24 protein-coding genes are annotated in these 26444 nt (G+C 70.1%); 16 read left to right on the forward strand and 8 right to left on the reverse strand.

What is annotated here, in order from left to right; translation table 11 throughout:
* Position 1 precedes the first annotated feature (1 nt).
* From kdpC to BKA15_RS34115, 6 genes are read left to right on the forward strand one after another with little or no spacing between them, the layout of a single operon-like run.
* Positions 2-580, forward strand: a complete 579-nt coding sequence (gene kdpC / locus BKA15_RS34090; RefSeq protein WP_179758050.1) for a potassium-transporting ATPase subunit KdpC — start codon at positions 2-4, stop codon at positions 578-580.
* A gap of 4 nt (positions 581-584) precedes the next feature.
* Positions 585-3107 (forward strand): DUF4118 domain-containing protein, encoded by a 2523-nt coding sequence (locus BKA15_RS34095; RefSeq protein WP_179758051.1) that lies wholly within the window; start codon positions 585-587, stop codon positions 3105-3107.
* Positions 3104-3784 (forward strand): response regulator, encoded by a 681-nt coding sequence (locus tag BKA15_RS34100; RefSeq protein WP_179758052.1) that lies wholly within the window; start codon positions 3104-3106, stop codon positions 3782-3784. Before BKA15_RS34095 ends, BKA15_RS34100 begins: the two co-directional genes overlap by 4 nt.
* Before the next feature lie 43 nt (positions 3785-3827).
* Positions 3828-3995, forward strand: a complete 168-nt coding sequence (locus tag BKA15_RS34105; protein ID WP_179758053.1) for a hypothetical protein — start codon at positions 3828-3830, stop codon at positions 3993-3995.
* A gap of 39 nt (positions 3996-4034) precedes the next feature.
* The gene (locus BKA15_RS34110) at positions 4035-4940 is read left to right on the forward strand and encodes an aminoglycoside phosphotransferase family protein (RefSeq protein WP_179758054.1); all 906 of its coding nucleotides are present in this window, start codon (positions 4035-4037) and stop codon (positions 4938-4940) included.
* A 10-nt stretch (positions 4941-4950) separates the two neighbouring features.
* Positions 4951-5364 (forward strand): HIT family protein, encoded by a 414-nt coding sequence (locus BKA15_RS34115; protein WP_179758055.1) that lies wholly within the window; start codon positions 4951-4953, stop codon positions 5362-5364.
* Between the two features lie 6 nt (positions 5365-5370).
* Here the strand turns inward: BKA15_RS34115 and BKA15_RS34120 are convergent, their stop codons facing one another.
* The 5 genes from BKA15_RS34120 to BKA15_RS34140 form a co-directional block, all read right to left on the reverse strand.
* The gene (locus BKA15_RS34120; RefSeq protein WP_218871689.1) at positions 5371-6297 is read right to left on the reverse strand and encodes an aldo/keto reductase; all 927 of its coding nucleotides are present in this window, start codon (positions 6295-6297) and stop codon (positions 5371-5373) included.
* Positions 6298-6491: 194 nt separating this feature from the next.
* Entirely contained in the window at positions 6492-7265 is a 774-nt protein-coding gene (locus tag BKA15_RS34125; protein ID WP_312879644.1) for a glycoside hydrolase family 16 protein, read from the reverse strand.
* Positions 7266-7298: 33 nt separating this feature from the next.
* Positions 7299-9041 carry a type 2 periplasmic-binding domain-containing protein gene (locus tag BKA15_RS34130; protein ID WP_179758056.1) on the reverse strand — a complete coding sequence of 581 codons (1743 nt, stop codon included), beginning with the start codon at positions 9039-9041 and terminating at the stop codon, positions 7299-7301.
* 13 nt (positions 9042-9054) lie between these two features.
* Positions 9055-9978 (reverse strand): ABC transporter permease, encoded by a 924-nt coding sequence (locus BKA15_RS34135; protein WP_312879645.1) that lies wholly within the window; start codon positions 9976-9978, stop codon positions 9055-9057.
* Between the two features lie 83 nt (positions 9979-10061).
* The gene (locus BKA15_RS34140) at positions 10062-10952 is read right to left on the reverse strand and encodes a carbohydrate ABC transporter permease (RefSeq protein ID WP_246322489.1); all 891 of its coding nucleotides are present in this window, start codon (positions 10950-10952) and stop codon (positions 10062-10064) included.
* Positions 10953-11094: 142 nt separating this feature from the next.
* Here BKA15_RS34140 and BKA15_RS34145 point away from each other — a divergent pair, with 142 nt between their 5' ends.
* Genes BKA15_RS34145 through BKA15_RS34155 form a run of 3 tightly spaced genes read left to right on the forward strand, consistent with a single transcriptional unit; the run spans position 11095 to position 15532 of the window.
* Positions 11095-12054: an ROK family transcriptional regulator gene (locus tag BKA15_RS34145; RefSeq protein ID WP_179758058.1), complete on the forward strand. Its 960-nt coding sequence runs from the start codon at positions 11095-11097 to the stop codon at positions 12052-12054.
* Positions 12051-13319 (forward strand): alpha-L-fucosidase, encoded by a 1269-nt coding sequence (locus BKA15_RS34150; protein WP_246322490.1) that lies wholly within the window; start codon positions 12051-12053, stop codon positions 13317-13319. The genes BKA15_RS34145 and BKA15_RS34150 overlap by 4 nt, the downstream gene beginning before the upstream one ends.
* Positions 13319-15532: a glycoside hydrolase family 3 protein gene (locus BKA15_RS34155; protein WP_179758059.1), complete on the forward strand. Its 2214-nt coding sequence runs from the start codon at positions 13319-13321 to the stop codon at positions 15530-15532. The genes BKA15_RS34150 and BKA15_RS34155 overlap by 1 nt, the downstream gene beginning before the upstream one ends.
* Here BKA15_RS34155 and BKA15_RS34160 read toward each other — a convergent pair.
* Positions 15498-16322: a hypothetical protein gene (locus BKA15_RS34160; protein WP_179758060.1), complete on the reverse strand. Its 825-nt coding sequence runs from the start codon at positions 16320-16322 to the stop codon at positions 15498-15500. The genes BKA15_RS34155 and BKA15_RS34160 overlap by 35 nt on opposite strands.
* Positions 16323-16389: 67 nt before the next feature.
* Between BKA15_RS34160 and BKA15_RS34165 the strand changes: the two genes are divergently transcribed.
* A complete protein-coding gene (locus tag BKA15_RS34165) occupies positions 16390-16755 on the forward strand; it encodes an MmcQ/YjbR family DNA-binding protein (protein WP_312879646.1) in 366 nt (121 codons plus the stop codon).
* A 17-nt stretch (positions 16756-16772) separates the two neighbouring features.
* On the opposite strand, the gene BKA15_RS34170 is transcribed toward BKA15_RS34165, so the two are convergent.
* Positions 16773-17054: an iron-sulfur cluster biosynthesis family protein gene (locus tag BKA15_RS34170; protein WP_179758061.1), complete on the reverse strand. Its 282-nt coding sequence runs from the start codon at positions 17052-17054 to the stop codon at positions 16773-16775.
* Positions 17055-17221: 167 nt separating this feature from the next.
* On the opposite strand from BKA15_RS34170, the gene BKA15_RS34175 reads away from it, so the two are divergent.
* The 6 genes from BKA15_RS34175 to BKA15_RS34200 all read left to right on the forward strand — a co-directional run bounded on the left by BKA15_RS34175 (position 17222) and on the right by BKA15_RS34200 (position 25404).
* Positions 17222-18118: a hypothetical protein gene (locus tag BKA15_RS34175; RefSeq protein ID WP_179758062.1), complete on the forward strand. Its 897-nt coding sequence runs from the start codon at positions 17222-17224 to the stop codon at positions 18116-18118.
* Positions 18119-18139: 21 nt separating this feature from the next.
* The gene (gene lplAB / locus BKA15_RS34180) at positions 18140-19186 is read left to right on the forward strand and encodes a lipoate-protein ligase LplAB (protein ID WP_179758063.1); all 1047 of its coding nucleotides are present in this window, start codon (positions 18140-18142) and stop codon (positions 19184-19186) included.
* A gap of 22 nt (positions 19187-19208) precedes the next feature.
* Entirely contained in the window at positions 19209-20945 is a 1737-nt protein-coding gene (locus BKA15_RS34185; protein WP_179758064.1) for a cation:proton antiporter, read from the forward strand.
* Between the two features lie 112 nt (positions 20946-21057).
* Positions 21058-23304 carry a maltose alpha-D-glucosyltransferase gene (gene treS / locus BKA15_RS34190; RefSeq protein ID WP_179758065.1) on the forward strand — a complete coding sequence of 749 codons (2247 nt, stop codon included), beginning with the start codon at positions 21058-21060 and terminating at the stop codon, positions 23302-23304.
* A gap of 4 nt (positions 23305-23308) precedes the next feature.
* Entirely contained in the window at positions 23309-24739 is a 1431-nt protein-coding gene (gene pdxR / locus BKA15_RS34195; protein WP_179758066.1) for a MocR-like pyridoxine biosynthesis transcription factor PdxR, read from the forward strand.
* Positions 24740-24819: 80 nt separating this feature from the next.
* Positions 24820-25404 carry a dihydrofolate reductase family protein gene (locus BKA15_RS34200; protein ID WP_179758067.1) on the forward strand — a complete coding sequence of 195 codons (585 nt, stop codon included), beginning with the start codon at positions 24820-24822 and terminating at the stop codon, positions 25402-25404.
* Here BKA15_RS34200 and BKA15_RS34205 read toward each other — a convergent pair whose 3' ends face one another.
* Positions 25405-26409 (reverse strand): RNA polymerase subunit sigma-70, encoded by a 1005-nt coding sequence (locus BKA15_RS34205; RefSeq protein WP_179758883.1) that lies wholly within the window; start codon positions 26407-26409, stop codon positions 25405-25407. It abuts the gene before it with no gap.
* Between the last annotated feature and the right edge of the window lie 35 nt (positions 26410-26444).

Below are 26444 nucleotides of genomic sequence, written 5' to 3' on the forward strand. Positions count from 1 at the left end.
CATGAATGCACGTTTCCCCAACTTCGTCCGGCAGCTGCTGACCGGCCTGCGTGCCGTCGCCGTGCTGACGGTGGTCCTCGGCGTCGCGTACCCGGTGGCGGTCTGGCTGATCGGCTTCACGATGCCGTACCGCGCGGCCGGGTCCTTGATCACCGAGAACGGCCAGGTCGTCGGGTCGGCCCTGATCGGGCAGTCCTTCGAGGGCGACCAGTGGTTCCAGCCGCGGCCGTCGGCCGGCGACTACGACGCGCTGGCCAGCGGAGGGTCGAACGCCGGCCCGAACGACGCGGACCTGATCGCCGCGATCCAGGAGCGGCGGGCCGCGGTGGCGAAGGCCAACGGTGTGCCCGAGTCAGCGGTGCCGCCGGACGCGGTCACGGCGAGCGCGTCCGGCCTGGAGCCCTACATCTCGCCGGAGTACGCGGCGATCCAGGTGAACCGTGTCGCGACCGCGCGGGACCTGCCGGTGGCCGACGTCCAGCGGCTCGTCGCGGCCCACACCGAGGGCCGGATGCTCGGCTTTCTCGGCGAACGACGGGTCAACGTGGTCTCCCTGAACCAGGCGCTGGGAGCAGACTAGCGATATGGATCGCGGGAAGCTTCGGGTGTATCTCGGCGCGGCGCCGGGCGTCGGCAAGACGTTCGCCATGCTCAACGAGGGCCGGCGGCGCCGCGCCCGCGGCACCGATGTGGTGGTGGGCCTGGTCGAGACCCACGGCCGGGAGCTCACCGAGGCCCAGCTCGGCGACCTGGAGGTGGTGCCGCGCAAACACCTGCGCTATCGCGGGCTGGAGGCGTCCGAGTTCGATCTTGCAGCGGTGCTGCGCCGGGCGCCCCAGGTCGCCCTGATCGACGAGCTGGCGCACACCAATGTCCGCGACCCGGCCGATCCGGCGGCCCACGAGAAGCGCTGGCAGGACGTCGAGGTGCTGCTCGACCACGGCATCGACGTGATCACCACGCTCAACGTGCAGCACCTGGAGTCGCTGAACGACGTGGTCGAGTCGATCACCGGGGTCCGGCAGCAGGAGACCGTGCCGGACGCGGTGGTCCGGGCCGCCGACGCGGTCGAGCTGGTCGACATGAGTCCGCAGGCGCTGCGCCGCCGGATGGCGCACGGCAACATCTATCCGGCGACCAAGATCGATACCGCGCTGTCCCGCTACTTCCGCGAGGGCAACCTGGCCGCGTTGCGTGAGCTGGCCCTGCTCTGGCTGGCCGACCGGGTGGACGAGGGCCTGGAGCGCTACCGGGAGGCGCACGGCATCGCCACCACCTGGACCACCCGGGAGCGGATCGTCGTCGCGGTCTCCGGCGGCAAGGAGTCGGCGGCGCTGATGCGGCGGGCGGCCCGGATCGCCTCCCGGACCGCCGGCGCCGAGTGGATGGCCGTGTACGTGAGCCGCAGCGACGGCCTCAAGGGCGTGTCGGCCGAACAGCTGGAACGGCTGCGCCAGAAGGCGACCGAGCTGTCCGGCAGCTTCCACGCCGTGGTCGCCACCGACACCGCCGAGGGGCTGCTGGAGTTCGCCCGCGGGGTGAACGCGAGCCAGATCCTGATCGGCGCCAGCCGCCGCAGCCGGCTGGCCACCGCGCTGCGCCCGGGCATCGGCGAGGTGGTGATCGCGGAGTCGGGCGACATCGACATCCACGTCGTCACGCACGACTACGCCCGGGCCCGGTCCCTGCTGCACCGGCGCCGGCCCAACGTCGGCCGGAAACGGACCGTCGCCGGCTATCTGATGGCCACGATCGGCTCGGTGATCCTGACCGCGGTGCTGTGGTCGACCCCGAACCTGCACGGCCTGCCCACCGAGTCGATGATGATGATGGCGCTGGTCGTCGCGACCGCACTGGTCGGCGGGTTGTGGCCGGCGGTCGTCGGCGCGCTGATCAGCGGGATCTGCCTGAACCTGTTCTTCGTACCGCCGACGATGACGCTGACCATCGCCGACCCGGAGAACGCGTTCGCGCTGGGCGTGTTCTTGATCACCGGGATCGCGGTCGCCTCGGTGGTCGACCTGGCCGGCCGGCGGACCGAGGAGGCCACCCGGGCCCGGTCGGAGGCGAACGCGCTCGCCGTCCTGTCCCACCGGCTGATGCACATCGGCGAAGATCAAGATCAACTGCTGCGGCAGGCCAGCGAGGTGTTCGGGATGACGGGGGCGTCGCTGATCCGGCGGGAGAGCGGCGTCGAGCGGGTCGCGGCCCGGTGCGGCCAGGGACCGGAAACGCTGGACCAGGCCGACGTGTCGGTACGGATCGACGACGAGGTCGACCTGGCCATGGCGGGCCGGCCGCTGGACGCCTCGGACCGGACCCTGCTGACCGCCTACGCCACCCACTTCGCGGTGATCCGGGAACGGCAACGGGCGGCGGAGGACTCCCGGCAGCGGGCCCGGCTGGCCGAGGGGAACCGGACCAGGACCGCCCTGCTCGCCGCGGTGTCGCACGACCTGCGCAGCCCGCTGGCGGCGATCAAGGCGTCGATCAGCAGCCTGCGCGGCACGATCGAGTGGTCGGCCGAGGACGAGGCCGAGCTGCTCGAGACGATCGAGGAGTCGGCGGACCGGCTGGACGCGCTGGTCGGCAACCTGCTCGACATGAGCCGGCTGCAGATGGGCACGGTCAAGCCGCTGCTGGCCGAGGTCGACCTCGGTGCCGCGATGGACCAGGTGACCAGGTCGCTGCCGGAGGCGCAGCGGATCGCGGTCAAGATCGGCGACGACCTGCCGCTCGCGGTGGCGGACGCCGGGCTGCTGGACCGGGTACTGGCCAACATCGTGGAGAATGCGTTGCGTTACACGCCGGCCGAGGCGTCGATCGACGTCACGGCCGCGCCGTTCCAGGACGAGTCGGGGCGGGAGTGGGTGTCGTTGCGGATCGTCGATCATGGTCCCGGAGTGCCGGGCGAGGGCAAGGAGAAGCTGTTCGCGCCGTTCCAGCGGCTCGGTGACGTGCCGCGCGGCGACGGCGTCGGGCTCGGGCTTGCGGTGGCGCGCGGCCTGACCGAGGTGATGCACGGCGAATTCTCCGCCGAGGACACACCGGGCGGCGGTCTGACCCTGGTGATCGACCTGCCGGCGGCCGAACGGGGACCGGAGTGACCTTCATCCTCGCGGTGGACGACGACCCGGCGATCCTGCGTACCCTCCGGATCAACCTGCGGGCACGCGACTACGACGTGGAGACGGTCGGGGACGGCCGGTCTGCCCTGCAGGTGATCAACGAACGGATGCCGGACCTGGTGCTGCTCGATCTCGGGCTGCCGGACCTGGACGGGGTGTCGGTGCTGGCGAAGCTGCGCGAGTTCAGCGCGGTGCCGGTGGTCGTGCTGTCCGCCCGCCACGAGTCGGACGACAAGGTGGAGGCACTTGATCTTGGTGCGGACGACTTCGTCACCAAGCCGTTCGGGATGGAGGAACTGCTGGCCCGGATCCGGGCGGCGCTGCGCCGCGGTCCTGATCAACTCGCCGGCGACCAGTCGGTGATCACCACCGAGAGGCTGCGACTTGATCTTGCCGAGCAGATCGCGACCCGGGACGGCGAGGAGGTGCACCTGACGCCGACCGAGTGGCGACTGGTCGCGGCGCTGGCCCGGCGGCCGGGCCGGCTGGTCCGGCAAACCGAACTGCTGCAGGAGGTCTGGGGTCCGGCCTACCACCGGGAGACCAACTACCTGCGCGTCTACTTCGCCCAGTTGCGCCGCAAACTGGAGGCCGAGCCGAGCCATCCGCGGCACTTCCGGACCGAGCCGGGCGTCGGCTACCGCTTCGTCCCCTGAACCCGTCAAAACCCGAAGTCAAGATCGTGACTGTACGGTCGACGTGGATCGGACCGGGCTGCCCACCGACGACGTCATCGAACTTGCCGTCGAACACGCCGGCGTCGGGCACGGCCGGTTCTTGATCACCGCCGCCACCCGGATCAGCCGCCCCTCCCTGGAACAGCGCCTGGTCGCGGTCACCTGGCCGAGCAGGCGGCCGCCGGGCTGATCACCACGGCCCGGTGAACTGCTCGCCTATCCTGCCGGGATGGGCAATCCGTTCGAGGGCCACCAGCGGACCGACGACCCGGCACCGGCCGCGTTGCGGGCCGCGGTCGGGCTGGGCCGCGAGCTCGGCCTGACCGTGACCGAGCCGGAGGTCCTGTCCGACGGCTTCTGGCTGATGGTGCACCTGCGGCCCGCACCGGTGGTGGCGCGGGTGGCCACCTTCACCGCTCGGATGCGGGACCCGGAATCGTCGCTGGGCCGGGAGCTCGCGGTGACCGGCTATCTGGCCGGGCAGGGTGCGCCCGTCGTCGGGCCGAGCCCGTTGCTGCCGGCGAGGCCGTACCACCACGAGGGCCACTGGATCGGGTTCTGGGAGTACGCGGAGCGGCGGCCGGACGCGCCCGCGCCGACGCTCGAGGACTGCCTCGCTCTGATCGGGCCGTTGCATGATCAACTCGCCGGCTACCCGGGCCCGCTGGAGCCGTTCGGGTCGGTCAACCAGGACCTGGCCTACTGCCTGGACCGGCTGGACCGAGCCGCCGACCTGCTCGGTTCCGCGGGGGAGCGGGCGCTCCGTACCGCAGCGGAGCGCTTGCGCGACTTCCGGCTCGCCCCGCCGTCGCCGTTGTTGCCGGTGCACGGCGACCTGCACCCGGGGAACATGATCAACACGCCGGAAGGCGTGCGCTGGTTGGATTTCGAGGACGTCGGCCTGGCGCCGCGCGAGTGGGACCTCGCCCTGCTCTCCTGGTACGTCGACGAACCGCAACTGGCCTCCCTCGGCCCGGACCCGGAACGGCTCGCCCTGTGCCGCGACCTGCGCGCCCTGCAGATCCTGGCCGGGCTGATCGCGTTCCGCGGCGTGCTGGGCAGCGGCCCCGACTACGACGCGATGATCACCGGGGCGCTGCCGCTGCTCACCGAGACCCGGGCCCTGGCTCAGTAGGATCGCCGCCATGAGCGACGACATCTTCTGCCAGATCGCGCGCGGCGAACTGCCGGCGGCGGAGGTGGCCCGGACCGACCGGCTGGTGGCGTTCCTTGATCATCGGCCGGTGTTCAAGGGGCACGTGCTGATCATCCCGGTCGATCATGTGGACACCCTGCTCGACCTGCCGCCCGACCTGATGCAGCCGCTGCTCGACCTCGGCCGGGAGATCGCCGCCGCCCTGGGCACGGCGCTCGGGGCCCAGGGCAGCTTCGTCGCGATGAACAACGTGATCAGCCAGTCCGTACCGCACCTGCACCTGCACGTCGTACCGCGGAGCAAGGGCGACGGGCTGCGCGGCTTCTTCTGGCCGCGGACCAAGTACGCCGACGGCGAGCAGCAGGCCTATGCGGAGCGGATCCGGGACGCTCTCCGTTCCTGATCTCGGTCAGGGAACGCGGTAGCCGGCCGCGGTGAACAGGCGGTACCACTCCTGCCGGGTCAGCGGCACCTCGGAGCCGGCGGCGGACTCGCGGACCCGGTCCGGCTTGGTGGTGCCGAGGACGACCTGGATGCCGGCCGGGTGGCGGGTGATCCAGGCGACGGCGATGCCGGTCGGGGTGACGCCGTACTTCTCGGCCAGTTCGTCGATCGCGTCGTTCAGCTCCGGGTACTGCTCCCGGTCACCGAGGAAGACGCCGTCGAAGAAGCCCTTCTGGAACGGCGACCAGGCCTGCAGCGTGATCCCGTTGAGCCGGCTGTAGTCGAGCAGGCCGTTGTCCCGGTCGATCGACTGGTCCAGGCCCTGCATGTTGGCGGCGATCCCGGCCGCGAACAGGGGAGCGTGGGTGATGCTCAACTGCACCTGGTTGTACGCCAGCGGCTGCCGTACCGACCGCTTCAGCAGTTCGATCTGGCCGGGCGTGTGGTTGGAGACGCCGAAGTGGCGGACCTTGCCGGCCTCGTGCAGCCGGTCGAACGCCGCCGCAACCTCGTCCGGCTCGACCAGCGTGTCCGGCCGGTGCAGCAGCAGGATGTCGAGGTAGTCGGTCCGGAGCGCGCGCAGCGACTCGTCCACCGACTCGGCGATGTGCTCGGCCGAGAAGTCGAAATAGCCCTGCCGGATGCCGACCTTGGACTGGATGATCATGGCCTCGCGATCGGCCCCGGTCGGCCGGACCGCGTCGCCGAATCGGCGCTCGCAACCATGATCACCGCCGTAGATGTCGGCATGATCAAGAACGTTGATGCCCTCGTCCCGGGCGGCCGCGACCAAGTCGCGGATCTGATCATCGTCAAGGGAGTTGATCCGCATCAGGCCGAGGACGACATTGGAGGCCTTGAGACCGGACAAGGTGGATTCGAGAAGCTTCACGCCCCCATCATCCCCGACCGCCGCCCGACCCGACTGGCAAGGCCCTGCGGAACGGAACGGCTCGATTCGGCTCCTGCGCCGAGTTTGTTGCCTGATCGCGCTCACCTTGCATCCCGACCGATGTGGATTTCCGCCGTGACTGACCGGCGGAAATTCACTCCGGCGTGCACATCGATCGGACCGGGCGGGCCTGATCAGCGGCCGGAGCCGGACACCCGGAGCACGTCGGCGGTCTTGGGGTAGGCGGCCGGGTCGCGGTCCTCGGCGGTCGGGAACTCGAACAGGGCGATCATGAGTTGCTGCGGATACGCCAGGACCTGGTCGTAGGTCTTGATCAGGTGGCCGTCGACGAGGATCCGGACGCCGGTCTCGTCCCACTCGGTGCCGTAGCGGTGCGGCGTGGTCGCGTCGAGCGGCAGTTCATGGTCGGTGACGTCGGTGGTCAGCCGGGGGTCGTGATGGGCCTTCACGCCGAGCCGGACGGTCGAGCGGCCCGGGCCGATCATGCTGCCGTACAGCTCGGCGAGCAGGATCTCGCCCGAGTCCTCCGGTGCCCCGTCCTCGACGCCGACCAGCCAGATCCCGAGCATGCAGGCCGGGTCCGGGCTGGCCGCGGCGGTCACCTCGACCCGGCCGGCGCTCGGGGTCCACAGGTGCCGCGTGGGCACGGCGGTCCGCACCACCAGCCCGTCGGTACGGTGCCGCTGCTGACCCGTGCTGCTGCCGACCGGCCCGGCGAAGCTGCCGGTCTGCAGCCCGGACGTCCGCATCGGGCCGTCCTCGACCCGCCACGCCGGTTGATCATGATCGATCCGCAGCCGCAACCCGTCCGGTACGAACGCGTAGCGCGCGGCCGACCGGTCGAGCGTCGTCCAGTGCGGGAAGTAGTGGTCGAGCCACCGGCCCTGATCGAGAACCGGGCCGGTGAACTCGTCGTTCAGGTCGACCATGATCGCCTCCAAGATCACGAGGCGATCAGGCTAACGGGTGCCCCTGACAGCTCACTGGGGCCGAGCGTCGTACGCCTGCTGGGTGAGCTGCAGATACGTGGGCAGGCCCATCTGCTCGAGCTGGGACAGGTAGCCGTTCCAGGCCGCGTCGTCGTTCACGTCCAGCTGTCCGGTGGCGAACTTGGCCAGGTGGATCGACACCGCCGAGGTCAGGTTGGCCTCGATGTCGCCGCGCTGGGCGGTGACGTCCGGGGTGTACAGCAGGCGCGGCAGGAACTGGTCCTCCGGCTGCGCGTACTCCTTGTAGAGCTCGGCGATCTTGTCCAGGTTCGGCACCGACGGGTCGACCTTCTCGCCGGCCCGGAAGTCGGCCGAGCGGTACATGATCGCGTACTGGTTCCAGCCGTCGCCGACCGGGATCTTGTCCCGCGGGATGCCGGCCCAGACGGCCTGCTTGCCTCCGCTGCCCTGCTCGCCCTTCTTCGCCCAGCGCCAGCCGGCGTCCTTCGGCCCGGCGTACGCGCGCAGGGTCGATTCGAGCTCCATCTGCGCATCGGCCCAGCGGACCAAAGCGGCCGGGTCCTTGCAGGCGCTGGTGATCGCCATCGCGTTGGTGAACGGCGCATTGCCGTACGTCCAGGTGCCGATCCGGGTGCCGTCCGGCCCGGCCAGCGGCGGCACCGGGACGTAGTCGCGCCACAGCGCGTCATCGCCGGGGTCCATGTTGACCCAGGCGGCCCAGTTGAAGGCACGGCAGACGCCGATCAGGCCGTTGTTGCCGAGCTTGGTCAGCTCCTCGCCCTTCACCGTGAACGTCTGCTGGGTCAGCGTCCCGTCGTCGAACAGCTGGCGCATGAAGCGCAGCCCGTTCCGCCAGCCCTCGCTGTTCGCGGCGAACTCGACCTTGCCCTGGTTCAGCCGCAGGTAGACCGCGCCGGAGGTCGGCCCCGGGTTGTAGGTGAACGGCCCCATCATGAACTGGTCCACCGGGTCGTACGTCACATCGCCGCCCAGGAACGGCAGGAAACCCTCCTTGCCGCTCGGGTTCTCCGCCTTGAACGCCAGCAGCAGTTGCCGGAACTCCTCCGTGCTCTCCGGCATCTTGGCGCCGACCTTGTCCAGATACTTCTGGTTGACGAACGCACGGGCTCCGGCGCAGCGGCAGTGGAAGCAGTCGTTGACGCCGCCGAAGTTGTAGATCTTGCCGTCCTGGGCGAGGTTGGTCCGCCGCACGTCGGGCAGGTCGGTCAGCAACTGCCGCATGTGCGGCGCCGAGGTCTCGATGTGTTGATCAAGAGCCTGGAACAGCCCTTGCTGCCCGTACAGGGCGATCTGGTCCCGGGTCAGCCCGACCGCCATGAAGGCGTCCGGAAGATCACCCGAGGCGATCATCGCGTTGATCTTGGACAGGTCCGCACTGCCGTCGGGGTTGGTGACCAGCACCGCGTCGAACTGGACCTTGACGCCGGTGTGCTCCTCCAGCCACTTCGTGTACGTGTTGTTGTTCCAGTCGCCGACCACCGTGGTGTCCTGCGGTACGACGATCCGGAACGTGGTGCTGCCGTCGGCGAACGGCTTCAGTTGGGTCGCCTTCGGACCGACGTACGGGTCGGGATACAGCACGCCCTCGGTCTCGGGGCCGAGTTCGACCTTGGGTCCGGTGCCGGCAGCGCTGCTGGACGGGCCGGAGCCGGGGGCCTCGCCGCCGGTCGTGCAGCCGGCGACCAGCCCGGCCGAGACGCCGGCCGCGCCGGCGAGCAGACTGCGGCGGGACAGATCACTGAGATCGACCATGATCGTTTCCTTTCTAGAAGAGGGAGGTCTTGGCGACGCGCCGGGCCAGCCAATTGGCCAGGATCAGCAGGATCAGGGCGATCACGGACTTGAACAGGCCGATCGCGGTCGCATAGGAGAACTGGGGGACGGTCGACGCAAGGCCGACCCGGTAGACGTAGGTGTCCAGCACCTCGGACCCGGCCAGGTTGAGCGGGTTCTGCATCAGCAGCACCTTCTCGAACCCGCTGTTCAGCATCGCGCCCATGTTCAAGATCAACAACGTGATGCTGACCGGCAGTACGGCCGGGAAGTCGATGTGCCAGATCCGGCGCAGGATGTTGGCGCCGTCCACCTTGGCTGCCTCGTGCAACTCCGGGTCGACACCGGACAGCGCGGCCAGGTAGATGATCGCCGACCAGCCGAGGGTCTGCCAGGCGCCGGACCAGACGTACATGTGCCGGAACGAGTCCGGGCTGGCCAGGAAGTCGAACGGCCGGCCGCCGAACAGCTGCAGCACCTGATTGACGATGCCGCCGTTGGGGGAGAACAGCATCACCATCATGCCGACCACGACCACCGTCGAGATGAAGTGCGGCGCGTACGTGATCAACTGCACTCCGCGCCGGAACAGGGTGCTGCGGACCACGTTCATCAACAGCGCCAGGATGATCGGCAGCGGGAACAGCGCGACCAGCTCGTAGACGTTGAGGATCAGCGTGTTCGTGATCACCGGCCAGAACTGGTACGACGCGATGAACCGCTCCAGGTGCTGCAACCCGACCCACGGGCTGCCCAGGATGCCCTGCACGATGTTGTAGTTGCGGAACGCGATCTGCAGGCCGTAGAGCGGCCAGTAGAGGAAGACGATCACGTACGCCAGCGGCAGGGCCAGCATCAGGTAGAGCTGCCAGGACTGCAGGATCCGGACCAGGGTGCGCTTCTTGCGGGGCGTCACGATGGCGGTGTGTTCGTCCCGGGGCCTCCGCGGCGCCGTTCGGGGGAGCGTAGCGGAGGCGGAGGACTGCGTCGTGGGGTTGGTCACTTGAGGGATCCGATCAGTGCGCCCTTGACGAAGTGGCGTTGGACGAAGGGGTACGCGATCAGCGGCGGGATCATCGCGACCACGATCAGCGCGTACCGGAGCTTGTCGAAGAGGTCCTGCCGGCGGGCGAACTCGGCGGCGCTCATGCTGCCCATGTCGGTGGGGGACACGCTGGCCAGGGTGAGCACCTCGCGCAGCACCAGCTGCAGTGGATAGAGGTTCTGGTCGGTCAGATAGAGCATCGCGGAGAACCAGCCGTTCCACTGCCCGACGGCGTAGAAGAGCAGGTTGACCGCGATGATCGGCTTGCTCAGCGGCAGCGCCACTCGGAGGAAGAACTGGGCGTCGCTGGCGCCGTCGATCTTGGCCGCCTCGAGCAGCTCGCCCGGGATGTTCAGCTGGTAGAAGGTCCGGGTGATGATCACGTTGAACACCGCCATCGCGCCGGGCAGCACGATCGCCCAGACCGTGTTCAGCAGGCCGAGCTGCTGGACCACGATGTAGTTGGGGATGATGCCCGCCGAGAACAGCGTGGGGATCAGCACGAAGAAGGTGAGCCAGCGGCGGCCGGGCAGGTCCGGCCGGGACAGCGGGTACGCGCAGAGGACCGTGAGCACGGTGCCGATCACCGCGCCGGCGACCGCGTAGAAGATCGAGTTCGCCATCCCGCGCAGCAGCGGCGGGGCGGCGAAGATCGTCTGGTACGCGTCGACGTTGAACCCGACCGGGAACAGTTTCACGGCGCCGGTACTGATCGCCTCGGCACTGCTCAGCGAACTGCTCACCACGTAGACCAACGGATACACCACCGAGAGCGCGAACAACGCCAGGATGCAGTAGTTGATCACGTGGAAGCCCCGGTCGATGCGGGGTTCACGGATGCGCATGCAGTGGAACCTCCCTTCCTCCTCGAAGATCATCGCTGACCGGATGGAAACTAACAGGCAGGCTACCTAATAGTTAATTCGTGCGCTAGTGTTTGCGACGCACCAATCAAGAGCGGGCCTTGATAGCTGGGAGAATGGCGGCGTGAAGTCCAAGAGCGATGACCGGGTGATCGAGCTGCTGCTCGCCCGCGGGCCGCTGGACCGTCCGGCGCTGGCGGAGCTGGCCGGGCTGTCCAGGCCGTCGACGGGCGAGTTGATCACGCGGTTGATCAACGCCGGCCTGGTCGAGGAGGACGGCGAGATCCCGACCGGCCGCCGCGGTCCGAACGCGATGCGCTACCGGTTGCGCCGCGGCTGCGGCAGCGTGGTCGGCCTGGAGATCCAGCCGGATCATGCCGAGGCGGTGCTGGCCGACGTCGACGGAACGGAACTGGAGCGGATCCGGGTCAAGGCACGGCAGAACGAGCGGCCGGCCACGCTGGTCCGCCGCGCTGTCCGCGCCTTCCGGGGCGCGGACCGGCTGCAGGCCGTGGTCGTCGCGACTCCGGGCATCGTGGATCGGCAGGGCAACGTGGTGTTCGTCTCCGACCATCCGCACTGGGCCGGCCCGCAGGGTGCCCGGCTGACCGAGGCGCTCGGCGTACCGGTGGTGCTGGAGAACGACACCAACCTGGCCGGCGTCGCCGAACACCGCTACGGCGCGGCGGCCGACTCCGACGATTTCGTACTGCTCCGGTTCACCGAGAGCCTGAGCGCGGCGCTGGTGCTGGACGGCCGGCTGGTCCGCGGCGCCAACGGGGCGGCCGGTGAGATCGGCTTCCATCCGTATCAGCGGACGGCGGCCGAGGTGATCGGGCAGCTGACCGAGGCGGCGATCGCGCTCTGCGCCGTGGCCGATCCCGAACTGGTGGTGCTGTCCGGCCCGCAGGCGACGGCAGAGGTGGCCGAGGCGGTCGAGGAGCAGGTGGCGGCGACGTCGCTGTTCCGGCCGCGGGTGGTGCCGAGTGCGTTGCCGGACGGTGCCGCGGTGCGCGGCGCCCTGGCGTTGGCCCTGGACCGGGGCCGTGACCGTGTCTACTTCGACGAGGAGCCCGAACGTTGACCTCCCTGGAACGGACCCTCACCCCGACCCCGGAACAGCTGCGCTGGCAGCACTGGGGCCTTGGTGTCTTCTTCCATTTCGGCCTGAACACCTTCCACGGCAAGGAATGGAGCGACGGCACGCTGCCCGCGGCCAGCTTCGACCCGGCCGAGTTGGACGCCCGGCAGTGGGTGGCGGTGGCCAAGGAAGCGGGCGCCCGGTACGTGGTGCTGACCGCGAAGCACCACGACGGGTTCTGCCTCTGGCCGACCGAGACGACCGACTACTCGGTCGCGAGCAGCCCCTGGAAGGACGGTCGCGGTGACGTGGTCGGCGACGTCGCGGCAGCCTGCGCGGAGGCCGGCCTGGGGCTCGGCCTCTACCTGTCGCCGTGGGACCGGAACGCCCCCTGCTACGACGATCCGGCGGCCTATGACGACTTCTACGTCCGCCAGCTGACCGAGCTGTGCACGCGGTACGGGCCGCTGGTCGAGCTCTGGTTCGACGGGGCCGGCTCGCAGGGCCGTACCTACGACTGGGCGGCGATCATGGACGTGGTGCACACCCACCAGCCGGGTGCGATGGTCTTCAACATGGGCGACCCGACGATCCGCTGGGTCGGCAACGAGGACGGCTACTCCGCGGATCCGTACTCCTACGTGATCGACCACACCAAGATGGACAACTACACGGTGGTCACCACGACGTTCAGCGAGGCGCTCTACCTCCCGATCGAGTGCGATGTGTCGCTGCGCCGCGGCTGGTTCTGGCAGCCGGCCGAGCAGCCCAAGGACCTTGATCATCTGCTGGCCATCTACTACCGGTCGATCGGCCTCGGCGCGAACCTGCTGCTGAACATCCCGCCGGACCGGCGCGGCCTGATCGACGACGCGGACCGGGCCCGGGTGGCCGAATGGGCCGCCGAGCTGGACCGCCGGTTCGCCGATCCGATCCCGGCCAAGCTCACCGAGACCGAGGACGGAGTCATGATCGACTTCGGTGCCGAGGTGGAGCTCGATCACCTGGCCCTGATCGAGGAACTCGCCGACGGGCAGCGGATCACCGGCCACACGGTCTTCGACCAAGATCAACAACTGGTCGCCGGGCAGACCGTCGGCAGCCGGCGGTTGCACGCGTTCCCGGCCCGCCGCGTGGAGCGGTTGTCGATCAAGCTCGACGGTGACGCGCCGCGGCTGGCCGAGGTGATCGGCTATGCGACCGGGGTCTCGGAGATCCCGGAGCTGCCGGCCGACTACCGGGCCACGACCACGGCCCCGCTGGACTGATGGCCGACATCGAGGACCTGCTCGGCCGGATGTCCCTGCGGGAGAAGGCCGGGCAGCTCAGCCTGCGGCTGCACGGCTGGACCGCGGTCGACCGGGCCGGTGATGATCATGTGCTGACCGGCGCGTTCCACGCCGAGGCGGAGCGGTGCGCCGGGCTCGGTGGGCTGTACGGGGTGTTCCGCTCCGACGCCTGGTCCGGGCGGGGCTGGCACAACGGCATCCTGCCGGAGCGCCGCGCCGAGGTGGCCGCGCTGGTGGGCGAGGCGGGTCGGCGGAGCTCCCGGCACGGGATCGCGCCGCTGCTGGTCGAGGAGGCGCCGCACGGGCATCAGAGCCTGGGCCAGACGCTGTTCCCGGTGAATCTCGCTGCCGCGGCGGCCTGGGACCCGGACCTGGTCGAGGAGTGCGCGGCCGCGATGGGGGCCGAGCTCCGCGCCGCCGGGGTCCACCTGGCGCTGATCTCCGGCCTTGACCTGCTTCGCGACCCGCGCTGGGGCCGCAGCGAGGAGTGCTTCGGCGAGGATCCGCGGCTGGCCGCGGAGTTGACCGCGGCCCAGGTCCGCGGGCTCGCCGCTGCCGGGGTCGGCGCGGTGATCAAGCACTTCGCGGCCCAGGGCGAGGGGAGCGGGGGCCGGAACGGGCACTCCGCGGTGATCGGCCCGCACGACCTCGCCGAGCTGCACCTGCCGGCGGCGCTGGCCGGGATCGAGGCCGGTGCGGTCGGCGTGATGGCGGCCTACAACGACATCGACGGCGTCCCGTGCTGCGCCAACCCGGATCTGCTGACCGGGCTGCTCCGGGACCGGTGGGGCTTCGACGGGGTCGTCGTCGGCGACGGGCTGGCGATCGACCGGCTGGCCGGCCAGACCGGCTCGCTGCGGGCCGCCGCCCGGGCCGCGCTGGTCGCCGGCGTGGACGTCAGCCTGTGGGACACCGCGTACACGTTGCTCGAGGACCTCGTCACCGACGAGCCGGAGCTGGTCGAGGCGGTCGATCGCAGCTGCCGCCGGGTGCTCCGGCTGAAGCAGCGGTACGGACTGCTGCCCGGACCCGCCGACCCACGGCCGGAGCCGATCGTGGTCCGGGACGCGGCGTCGTTGTCCCGAGCCCTCGCCGCGCGGTCGTTGATCTTGCTCGACGACCCGGCCGGCGTGCTGCCGGTGAGGGGTCGAACGCGCACTGAGCCTGTCGAAGTGCCGGACACGACCGTGCCTCGCCCCCTTCGACAGGCTCAGGACGACGCTTCGACAAGCTCAGGGAACGTCGATGGCACGTTCCTGGTCGCGGTGGCCGGGCCGAACGCCGACTCCGTCACCGCGATGCTCGGCGACTACGTGCCGCCGCTGCGACCCGGCGACGGCCAGACGGTCCGGGAGGCGCTCGGCGCGCACTGGACGGTGGGCGACGAAGATGCGGTCGAGCGTGCGGACCTGGTCGTCTGCGTGCTCGGCGGGACCAGCCACAGGGCCTATTCGGAGGAGTTCGCGGACAACGGCGCAGCCGGTGAGGCGACGGCGGCCAATTGCGGAGAGGGCGTCGACCTCTCCGACCTCGAACTCCCCGGTGATCAGGTCGACTGGCTGCGTGGGATCCGGGCGCGGGCGCGCGGACCGGTGATCAGCGTCGTGATCACCGGCCGGCCGCACGTGCTCACCGAGGTGATCAAGTTGAGCGACGCGACGGTGCTCGCGTTCTATCCGGGTCCGTACGGCGCCGGGGCGATCGCCGACCTGCTGACCGGGGCGGCCGAGCCGACCGGGCGGCTGCCGGTGACGCTGCCGTCGGCGACCGGGGTGGTGCCGGTGCGCTACAACGATCGACTGGACTCGACGCGCAGTTACGTCGATCGGCCGGATCCGGTACTGCGGCCGTTCGGGTCCGGGCTGGGCCTGCGTACCGTCGGTGTTTCCCGGCTGGCCGCGGCACGCATAGCCGACGGAATCGAGGTTGAGGTCGGGCTGCACCATGATCACGAGACCGCGGTTCCGGAAGTCCTTCAGGTGTACGGCAAGCGGCTCGGTGGCCCGTTCTGGCCGCGGCAGCGGGAGCTGCTGGCGTTCCGCCGGGTCGAGGTGCCGCCGGGCGGGCAGACGTACCGCTTCGTGATCATGGAATCCGACGCCTTCGCCGGACCGGACAGCACGACGGTGATCATGGTCGGCGACCGAACCGTCGAGATCAGCGCCACGTCCAGCTGTCCAGCACCGCGGTGAACGCGGCGCTGGTGGCGTCGATATCGTCCGGGTGGGACTGCAGCGAGATGTTGTAGAGCCCGGCGGGGCCGGAGGCGCAGCGCATCTGATAGGTGTCCTCGCCGAGCAGTTGGCCGCCGGGCGCGACCTTGCCGTCGAGCTTGCGGTCCGGCAGCTCGCTGATCTCACCGGGCACCCAGACCTCGAGCGACCGCAGCTCCTTCCGGCACCGATCGCGCGGATCGTCCGGCTCGAAGATGTAGACCGTGATGTCGTTGCCGGCGGCGTCGACGATCTTGCCGTCGTTCTTGTCGCCCCAGTCGTCCGCGCGCTTCCAGCCGGCCGGCGAGGTGAACGTGAACCCGGAGCCTTGGTGCTGTTCGGGCTCGGTATTCAGCGGAGGCGTCTTCTCGCGCGGCGGCGTGGTCCACTGGCCGGCCGGATCGGTGGCCGCCCCGGACGAGCCGCTGAAGGCGTTCCGCAGCGCCACGGCGCCGACCACGAGGACCAGCACCACGACCACGGTGCCGACGATGGCGAGGGTGAGGCCTCGGTTGGACCGCGGCGGTGGCACCGGCGACCCGGCCGACAGGGGTGGTCGAGCGCCCTGCGGCGGCGGCGCGGCCTGGCCGAGCGGGGGATCGGGCTGCCCCGGCGGCGGGTACTGCTGATACTGCGGCGGCGGCGGAGACACCGGCGGCGTGGGCGTGCCGGAACCGTACGCCGAAGGGGTCCCCGGCGCCGCGAAGTCCGGTCCGGCCTCCCGGCCGAGTCCCTCGCTGTCGTCGGTTCCGTCGGGTCGCTCCGTCACAGCGGGGGAGACTACGGCATCGGCCCGGCCAACTGTCGGACCGTTCTGGTTCGATGATCCGGTGGCCGTGACGATTCCGACATTCCTCCGCCTGGTCGACCTACTGCCCGAGGTCGAGCGGTCCGAGGGACCCGAATGGACCGGGTTCAAGGTGCACGGGAAGGGCTTCGGCTACCTCTGGGAGCGGACCAGCACGGTCGGCCTGAAACAGACGATCGCCGAGCAACTGGCGCTCGTGCACGAGCGGCCGGACGTGTTCGAGGTCCAGTTCACGACCGGACAGTTCGGCTGGGTGGTGGTCCAGCTAGACGGGATCCAGCCGGACGAGTTGAGCGAGCTCACGTTCGAGGCCTGGCGGCTGACCGCCCCGGCCTGGCTGGTGGACGAGCAGGGAGGCCAGCCGCCCCGCCTGCCCGTCCACCGGCGCAGATGATCAGGCCCGCAGCCCGGTCAAGCCTGTTGGCCGAGCCGGAACTGGACGTTGCCCTGATCGTCGATCTGGGCGTCCAGCACCTTGTCGTTCAGGGCAGGGGTGGCGCTCTCGTCGACGAACACCTTCGCGCCGTCGCTCTCCACCACCTGATCGCCCGGTTGGCCGTCCGGCACCGCGGCGATCGCGAAACTTCCGTCTCCGTCGTGACTGCTGATCCGAAGGCCGCCTTCCTCGGCCCCCAGCTGTTGGGTGGCAATGGTCTTCACAACGGTGCTTGCGTTCTCGGTCAGGGTGAGCACAGCTCTCCTCGAAGATCGCGGACAGGAAAACGACCACGCTACGTGTTCCTCCGCACAGATCAACCCCAATCGCCGGTCAGAGTCGGATCCGCTCCGGGCGTCTCGTATTGTGGCGTACGGTTTCCCCGATTCATGAGACAGAGCCCGGTCTTGGAGAGGTTTGACGAGTGACGATGAAGGTCTCCTGGCTCCGCCAGGACGTGTCGCGGGTGGTCTTCCCGCCGGTGTGCCCGGCCACGGGCGAGCCTGCCACGACCAACACCAAGATGCTGTTCCGCAAGGAATGGACGATGTTCCTGCCGGGCATCGGACGGTTGATCATGAACGCGACCAGTCCGCCGATCGGTCTCACGATCCCGGTCAGCGAGGCGGTCCGGAGCAAGATCGCGATGTGGCGGCTGATCACGATCCTCGGCGGCCTCGGTTCGATCGTGCTGGCCTTCGTTCTCGTCGCCGTCGTCCCGAACCCGATCGGCGCCATTCTGTTCGTGCTGTTCCTGCTCGCCGCCTTCGGCGCGGTGATCTTGGGCAGCTACCGGTCCGACGTGGTCGGCGCCGACGTCGACGGGCAGACGATCCTGATGACCCGGGCCCACCCGGCCTTCGTCGACGCGCTCTACCGCGCCAACCCGCCCGGCATGATCACCGTGATCATGGCCCAGCCCGGGCAACCACAGCAGCCGCAACCCGTCGGCCCGCCGCAGCAGTACGCCCAGCAGCCGTACGGCCAACCCCAACCGCAGCAGCCCTACCAGCAGCAGTCCCCGCAGCCGTACCAGCCGGCTCCGCAGCAGTACGGGCAGCAGCCACAGCCGTACGGTCAGCAGCAGCCGTACGGTCAGCCGTCGCCGCAGTATCAGCAGCCATACCAGCAGCAGTCGCCGGCGCCACAACCGCAGCACGAGCAGCAGCAACCGCCGTATCCGCAGCAGTACGGGCAGCAGCCGCCGCCGGGACCGGTGCTGCCCGGCCAGGGTCCGGTCCGGTCGGCCCAGCCGGTCCAACCGCGCCCGGAGTGGCCGCCGGCCGAACCGCGCCAGGAATGGCCGCCGGCCAACCGCTGAGCCGACGAGACAGGAAACGCCATGCACGGCGAATACAAGGTGCCGGGCGGCAAGCTGGTCGCCGCCGATGTCAAGGTCGAGCAGGGCCGGCTGGCGTCGGTCCGGATCTCGGGCGACTTCTTCCTGGAGCCCGACGACGCCCTGGAGCGGATCGACGCGGCGCTGACCGGCCTGGCCGTGGACACGGCGGTGGACCGGCTGAGCGAGTTGGTGGCGGTGGCGGCCGGCGAGGCGCGGATGATCGGGTTCACCCCGGACGCCGTCGCGATCGCGGTCCGGCGGGCGGTCGGCCGCGCGACCGGCTGGGCCGACCACACGTTCGACATCATCCACGGCGCCGCCGAGACGCCGCCGATGCAGATGGCGCTGGACCAGGTGCTGGCCGAGGCCGTCGCGGACGGCACCCGGGCGCCGACGCTGCGGATCTGGGAGTGGGAACGGCCGACCGTGGTGATCGGCTCGTTCCAGTCCCTGCGCAACGAGGTCGACACCGACGCCGCGGTCGCCTACGGGGTGACGGTGGTGCGCCGGATCTCCGGCGGCGGCGCCATGTTCATCGAACCGGGCAACACGATCACGTACTCGCTCTATGTGCCGACGTCGCTGGTCGAGGGGCTCAGCTTCGAGCGCTCGTATGCGTTCCTGGACGACTGGGTGCTCGGGGCGTTGCACGGCCTCGGCATCGATGCGAGCTACGTACCGCTGAACGACATCGCCTCGCCGGCCGGCAAGATCGGCGGCGCCGCCCAGAAGCGGCTGGCCTCCGGTTCGGTGCTGCACCACGCGACGATGGCGTACGACATCGACGCCGACAAGATGTTGCAGGTGTTGCGGATCGGCCGGGAGAAGCTGTCCGACAAGGGCACCAAGAGCGCCAACAAACGGGTCGATCCGCTGCGCAGTCAGACCGGGCTGACCCGGGCCGCGATCATCGAGGCGTACAAGGATCACTTCCGGTCCCGCTACGACACCCGGGACGCCGAGATCACCCCGGACGAGCGGGCCCGGGCGGAGCGGCTGGTCGAGGAGAAGTTCGGAACCACCGAGTGGCTCCACCGGGTTCCCTGATCCGGTCACTACTGTCCTGTAGGTGGACGGTGCGCAGCTTCTCCTGGTGGTGATCGCCGCGATCGTGGTGACGGCAGTGGCGCACCGGCGCGGCCTGCAGACGCCACTGATCCTGGTCGTGGTCGGGACGGCGGTCTCGTTCATCCCGGGCCTGCCGCGGTTCGAGATCGAGCCCGAGTTGATCTTGAGCTTCGTGCTGCCGCCGCTGCTCTATTCGACGGCGCTGGAGTTCTCGCTGATCCACTTCCTACGGAACCTGCGGCCAATCCTCGGCCTCGGCATCCTGCTGGTGGTGGCGACCACGCTGGTCGTCGGCGGCGCCGCGAACATCATGGTCAACGAGCTGACGCTGGGTGCGGCGCTGGTGCTCGGCGCCGTCGTCGCGCCGCCGGACGCGGTCAGCGCGGTCGCGATCGGCCGCCGGCTCGGCCTGTCCAAACGGGTGATGACGATCCTGACCGGGGAGAGCCTGGTCAACGACGCCGCGGCACTGACCCTGTTCACGATCACCACCGTCGCGGTCACCCAGCAGACCGCGTTCATCGAGAGCCCGGTCCTGTTCTTCGGCTACGGCGCCGTCGTGGGGCTCCTGGTCGGGCTGGTGTTGGCGGTGATCGTGCTGCGGACCCGGAGCCGGTTGAACAACGCCGGGCTGGAGACCGTGCTCGGCATCGTGGTGCCGTTCGCCGCGTACCTGATCGCCGAGGAGTTGCACGCCTCCGGCGTCGTCGCGGTGGTCGCGGCCGGGTTCCTGATCGGGCACAACGCGGACCGGACCGGGGTGGCCACCCGAATGCAGGAACGCGACGTCTGGCGGACCGTCTCCGTGCTGCTGGAGGCGTTCGTCTTCGCCTACATGGGCCTGCAGGTGAAGTTCGTCCTGGACGACGTCGTCGCCGAGGGACGGCCGATCGGCGGCGTGCTGCTGGCCGCGCTCGGCGTGCTGCTGGTGGTGATCTTGGTACGGGTCGCCTGGGTGCTGCTCGATCACGCCCGGCTGGTCGGGCAGGCCCGGCTCGGCCGCTGGTTCCTGCGCGACCGGCCCAACGCCAGGAAGGCGATCAAGCGCGCCCGGCACCGGGAGGGGCAACTGCCGCCCGAGCAACGGGTGCTGCCGCTCAAGTCCGATCTGGTGATCTCCTGGACCGGTATGCGCGGCGTGGTGACCCTGGCCGCGGCCGCCGGCATCCCGGCCGTGACGGCCTCCGGTGCCGAATTCCCCGGCCGGGCCACCATCCAGGTGATCGCGCTGGTCGTCGCGATCGGCACGCTGCTGATCCAGGGCGCCACGCTGCCCGCGTTCATCCGCAGCCTCAAGCTGGACCCGGCCGCCGACGAGGCGTACACCGCACAGCAGCACCGCCATGCCCAGCAGGTCATCCTCCGGGCCGGGCAGGACACGATGCGTGAGTTGTTCGCCAGACTGGCCGAGCAGAAGGGATCCGGCGTCGACCCGGCCGCCGTCGAGGCGTTCGCCGCCCGGTTCGCCGAGGCACAGCGGGCCCGGCAGCGGGTCGTCGATGATCTTGAACCGGCCGAGGCCGACGGCGAGCTCGACGGCCGGCACGACGCGAAGCGGCAGTTGATGGCCGAACAGTTCCAGCAGGCCCGGCTGGAGATGGTCCGGGCCCAGCGGCGTGCGCTGACCGCGGAACGGGATGCGTTCCGGCTCGACGACGACGTCTACCGGGAACTGATCGAACAGCTCGATCTCGACGAAGCGTCCGTCACAGCACGGCTTTCCTCACGATTGCAGTGATCTTGGTCCGCGGCACGGTGGATTTGGGGTTTCGAACCGGCTCTGCTGCAGTAGCGTTGGTGCTGACCATGCGGGAGCGACGTTCGATGTCGCCTGGGCGGAAGGGACTTGCGTGGCGGAGGAGGCTTACACATCCGACGACGAGGTCGCCGAGCCGCGCGACGAGACACCGACGAGCGAGATCACGTACGACGAACAGTTCTATCCGGCCCGCCCGCAGCGCCTGCGGCCGCGGGCCCGGTTGCGTGACCTCTTCGCGCTGCGGCCGCGGACGCCGCGCAACGGCAGGCCGTCCGGGGACAACCCGGCCTATGTCGCCTGGCTGCGCGAGGAGTCGATGCTCGGCGACGCGACGGCGATCGCCGCCCAGTTCTCCGGACTCGGCAGCATGTGGCAGAACCCGTACGCGCACCCGGATCCGCGGGCGGCGATCGACAAGGCCTCGGTCTGGTTCACCGCGTACCCGATCTCGTTGATCACCGCGCCCGGTCGCTCGTTCCTCGGCACCCTCGGTGACGACGACCTGTGGCGGGCGTTCGAGAAGATCGGCATCAAGGCGGTGCACACCGGGCCGGTGAAGCGGGCCGGCGGGCTGACCGGCTGGGACGCGACGCCGACCGTGGACGGCCACTTCGACCGGATCAGCACCCAGATCGACGAACAGTTCGGCACCGAGGAGGAGTTCCGCACGCTCTGCGAGGTGGCCGCCTCGCACGGCGGTACGGTGATCGACGACATCGTGCCCGGGCACACCGGGAAGGGCGCCGACTTCCGGCTCGCGGAGATGAAGGTGGACGACTACCCGGGCGTCTACCACATGGTCGAGATCGCGCCGGAGGACTGGCATCTGCTGCCCCGGGTGCCGCGCGGCCGCGATTCGATCAACCTCGACGCCGAGACCGAGGACCAGCTCGCCAAGGCCGGTTACATCATCGGCCAGATGCAGCGGGTGATCTTCTACGACCCGGGCATCAAGGACACCAACTGGAGCGCCACCGACGTCGTGCTCGGCGCGGACGGGGTGGAGCGGCGCTGGGTCTACCTGCACTACTTCAAGGAGGGCCAGCCGTCGATCAACTGGCTCGACCCGACGTTCGCCGGGATGCGGCTGGTGATCGGCGACGCCCTGCACTCGCTCGGTGATCTTGGTACGGGGGCGCTGCGGCTGGACGCGAACGGCTTCCTGGCCGTGGAGAAGACCACCGAGGGAGCGCCGGCCTGGTCCGAGGGCCATCCGCTGTCGGAGGCGGCGAACCAGTTCATCGCCTCGATGGTGCGCAAGGTCGGCGGCTTCACGTTCCAGGAACTGAACCTGACCATCGACGACATCAAGGCGACCTCGGAGCGGGGTGCCGACCTGTCGTACGACTTCGTCAACCGGCCCGCCTACCATCATGCGCTGGCCACCGCCGACACCGAGTTCCTCCGGCTCACCATGAACCTGGCCCTGTCGATGGGTGTGCCGCCGGTCGGGCTGGTGCATGCGCTGCAGAACCACGACGAGATGACGTACGAACTCGTCCACTTCGCCACCCTGCATGCCGAGGACGCGTTCCCGTTCCGCGGCGACGAGATCAGCGGGGCCGAGTTGGCCGTGACGATCCGGCAGGAACTGACCGACCGGTTGGCCGGCGACGCGGCGCCGTACAACGCGACGTTCACCACGAACGGGATCGCGTCCACGCTGGCGACGATCATCGCCGCCACGCTCGGCGTCACCGACCTCGACGAGATCACCCCGGCCGAAATCGAGACGATCAAGCGGGCGCACCTGCTGCTGGCCGCGTTCAACGCCTGGCAACCGGGCGTTTTCGCCTTGTCCGGTTGGGATCTGTGCGGTCTGCTGACGCTGCCGCGGAAGCAGGTCGAGCCGCTGCTGGCGACCGGCGACACCCGGTGGATCCATCGTGCCGCGTACGACCTGATGGACTACCAGCCGCACGCCCTGCACTCCGGGTCGCAGATGCCGCGCGGGGTCAGCCTGTACGGGGGACTGCCGGTTCAACTGGAGGACCCGGACTCGTTCGTGTCCGGCCTGGCCGCGATCCTGCGGGTCCGCAAGCGGTACCGGATCGACGTCGCGGAGCAGCTGGACGTGCCGCAGGTCTCGCAGCGGGCGATGCTGGTGATGGTGCACGCGCTGGAGGGCGACGCGCGGCAGGTGACGGTGCTCAACTTCTCCGACGAGCCGATCTCCGGCAGCGTCCTGTCCGAACATCTGATCCCGGGCGCGCCGGTGATCGACATGATGACGGACAAGATCATCGGCGAGGTGGACGACCTGCACAGCTTCCCGGTGATCTTGGACCCGTACCAGGGGTTGTCGTTGTTGATCAATCCGCCGGCCGACTCGGCGTAGGAGCGTGGCCGACCGGGCGCCGCGGCTGGCCTGGGACCTGGTCCTGGACCTGTCGGAGGTCGAGGACGGGCCGCTCTACCAGCGGCTGGCCCGGGCCCTCCGCGCCGCGATCCGGAACGGCCGGCTGCCCGGCGACACGGCCCTGCCGCCGAGCCGGATCCTCGCCGCCGAGTTGGGCATCTCCCGGGCCACCGTCACCGAGGCGTACGGGCAGCTGACCGCCGAGGGCTACCTGACCGCGCGGAGCGGTTCGGCGACCCGGGTCCGCCCCGGCCTGGTCTGGCAGGCGGAGGCCGAGCCGGTCGCCGACCCGGATCCGAGGCCCTGGCGGATCGACCTCGGCCCCGGCATCGCCGACCTGAACCTGTTTCCGCGGACGGCCTGGGCCGAGGCGATGCGACGGGCGATCGGCGGGTTGCCGGCGGGGGAGTTGGCCGCGGCCTATCCGGCCGGGCATCCGCGGGCCCGGCGGGCGGTCGCCGGCTATCTGCGCCGGGCCCGGGACGCGTACGCCGATGCCGCAGGCACCTTGCTGGTGCCGAGCGCGAGCGCCGGGATGCGGGCGCTGGCCGAGGCACTGGTGCGGGCCGGGCTGACCGAGATCGCGGTCGAGGACCCGAGCTGGGGCCGGCTGCGGGACCTCTGCGCGGCGCACGGTCTGACCCCGCGGCCGGTGCCGGTGGACGCCGACGGCCTGCTGGTGGACCGGCTGACCGGGCTCGCCGGCGTGCGCGCGGTGTTGATCACTCCGGCGCACCAGTTCCCGTCCGGGGTGGCCCTGTCGCCGGCCCGGCGCGCCGCGCTGCTGGCCTGGTGCCGCGACGTCGACGGCTTGATCATCGAGGACGACTACGACGCGCCGTTCCGCTACGACCGGGCCCAGGTCGCTTCCCTGCAAGGGATGGCGCCGGACCGGGTGGCCCTGCTCGGCTCGGTGTCGAAGACCCTGTCGCCCGCCCTCGGGCTCGGCTGGCTGGTGCCGCCGCCGGACTGGATCGAGCCCGTCGCGACCGCCTTGGACGGGATCGGGCCGTCCACCGTCGATGCGGTCGCGTTCGCCGAGTTGATCGAGTCCGGGCGGTACGACCAGCAACTCCGGCGGCTCCGGCTCTCGTACCGGAAACGGCGGGACCGCCTGGTCGAGCGGCTCGCCGCCGAACTGCCCGAGCTGCCCGTCTCGGGGCTGAGCGCCGGCCTGCACCTGGTCCTCGGCCTGCCGCCCGCGACCGACGTTCCTGATCTTGTCCGCCGCGCGGCCGAGGCCGACCTGCACCTGGTCGACCATGATCGTTACCGGGCCGCCGACCGCCCGCCCGACCCGCCCGCCCTGGTCCTCGGCTACGGCAACCTCCGCGACGCCCAGGTCGTCCCCGCCGTCCGCCTGCTCCGCGAACTCCTCGCCAACCGCCCCCGCCGCCCGACCACGGCGCCCTAAGTCTGTCGGGCCCACCGATCAGGTTTCCGCACCGCGGTGGTCCATACCGGTGAAGATCAACTCACCGAAAGGCACCTGCCATGCGAAAACTGACTTACGCCATGAACGTGACCCTGGACGGCTACACCGCCGCACCGGGCGACGACATCGGCTGGAGCGGGGACGACGAACCGGGCTCGCCGCCGAGCGACGAACTGTTCCAATGGTGGTCCGACCGGGTGGCGGCGCCTGGCCTGTCGCTGTACGGGCGCCGGCTCTGGGACGGGATGAGCTCGACCTGGCCGACCGCCGATCAACAGCCCGGCGCCACCCCGGCGGTGATCGAGTTCGCCCGCCGCTGGCGGGACCGGCCGAAGATCGTCTTCTCGTCGACGATCGACAAGGTGGCCTGGAACTCCCGGCTGGTCAGCGGCGACGCGGTCGCCGAGATCACCCGGCTCAAGGCCGAGGACGGCGACCCGATGGACATCGTCGGCGCGACGCTCGCCGGGGCGGCCATGAAGGCCGGGCTGATCGACGAGTACGTCCTCGTCACCGTGCCCGTCCTGGTCGGCGGCGGCACCCCGTACTTCACCACGCTGGACAACTGGGTCAACCTGGCCCTGGTGGAGACGCGGGCGTTCCCCGGCGGCCGGCTGATGACCCGGTACGAGAAGCGGCGATGATCACAGCGTCGCGGGCAGGCCCAGCCAGGACTTGCCCGCGGCGTCGAACCCGGTCAGCTCGGTGATCTTGCCATCCACGACGTGCAGGACCGAGACGGCGAACAGCCGGTGCCTCGATTCGTCCGGGGTGCGGAGGTAGAGCGCGACGGCGGGCATCAGGTTGACCGTCGTGATCAGGCCGCGCCAGTCGTCGTGACCGGGCTGGAAGAGCCCGCCGGCGACCCAGCCGTCCACCGCATCCTTCGCGGTGATCACCGACGTGCCCGCCTCGGGCAGCATGACGAATCGCAGGTCGTCGCGCAGCAGGGACGTCAGCCCGTCGAGGTCGTTGCGCTGATGGGCCTCGAGGTAGCGCCGCACCGTGCTGCGCTCGTCCTCCGACAGCTCGTGGGTCGCGGGCCGGCTCCAGTCGAGGCGCCGGTCGGGCAGCCGCTCCCGTACCGTCACCCGAGCCCGTTGCAGCGCGCTGGTCACCGAGCCGACGGTCAGCTCGAGCGTCTCGGCGGCGGTCGCCGCCGGCCAGCCGAGGACGTCGCGCAGGATGAACACCGCCCGCTGCCGCGGCGGTAGGTGCTGAACGGCGACGATGAACGCGAGCTCGATCGTCTCCCGCGCCACGGCCGATTCCTGCGGGTCCTCAGGCAGCATCCGATCCGGGTACGGCTGCAGGTAGAGCACCTCGTCGAGGTTCGCCAACCCGGCGGGGACCGGCGTCCGATCGTTGCGCTTCTCCAGGAAGTCGAGGCACGCGTTCGTCGCGATCCGGTAGAGCCAGGTCCGCACCGCGGCGCGGCCCTGGAACGATGCCCGCTTGCGCCACGCCCGCAGGAACGTCTCCTGGGTCAGGTCCTGGGCGTCCTCGTAGTTCGCGAGCATCCGGTAGCAGTGCAGCTGAAGCTCCCGCCGATGGCGCTCGGTCAGGATTTCGAAGTGCGTCGGGTCGTCCGAGCGGGCCGCCGCGATGAACGCGGCCGCGTCTGCGCCCGGCTGTCTTCCCTCGGTCATGATCACCGCCCAATCTCTGTGGGTCACCTACGGCC

Origin of the sequence: Microlunatus parietis, assembly GCF_013407955.1 — a bacterium.
GTDB classification, from domain to species: domain Bacteria; phylum Actinomycetota; class Actinomycetes; order Propionibacteriales; family Propionibacteriaceae; genus Microlunatus; species Microlunatus parietis.

Bases quoted from the DNA above. Each gene is read 5' to 3' on its own strand.
- kdpC (WP_179758050.1), top strand. From the start codon at position 2: ATGAATGCACGTTTCCCCAACTTCGTCCGGCAGCTGCTGACCGGCCTG.
- BKA15_RS34095 (WP_179758051.1), top strand. From the start codon at position 585: ATGGATCGCGGGAAGCTTCGGGTGTATCTCGGCGCGGCGCCGGGCGTC.
- BKA15_RS34110 (WP_179758054.1), top strand. From the start codon at position 4,035: ATGGGCAATCCGTTCGAGGGCCACCAGCGGACCGACGACCCGGCACCG.
- BKA15_RS34115 (WP_179758055.1), top strand. From the start codon at position 4,951: ATGAGCGACGACATCTTCTGCCAGATCGCGCGCGGCGAACTGCCGGCG.
- BKA15_RS34130 (WP_179758056.1), bottom strand. From the start codon at position 9,041: ATGGTCGATCTCAGTGATCTGTCCCGCCGCAGTCTGCTCGCCGGCGCG.
- BKA15_RS34140 (WP_246322489.1), bottom strand. From the start codon at position 10,952: ATGCGCATCCGTGAACCCCGCATCGACCGGGGCTTCCACGTGATCAAC.
- BKA15_RS34155 (WP_179758059.1), top strand. From the start codon at position 13,319: ATGGCCGACATCGAGGACCTGCTCGGCCGGATGTCCCTGCGGGAGAAG.
- lplAB (WP_179758063.1), top strand. From the start codon at position 18,140: ATGCACGGCGAATACAAGGTGCCGGGCGGCAAGCTGGTCGCCGCCGAT.
- BKA15_RS34200 (WP_179758067.1), top strand. From the start codon at position 24,820: ATGCGAAAACTGACTTACGCCATGAACGTGACCCTGGACGGCTACACC.
- BKA15_RS34205 (WP_179758883.1), bottom strand. From the start codon at position 26,409: ATGACCGAGGGAAGACAGCCGGGCGCAGACGCGGCCGCGTTCATCGCG.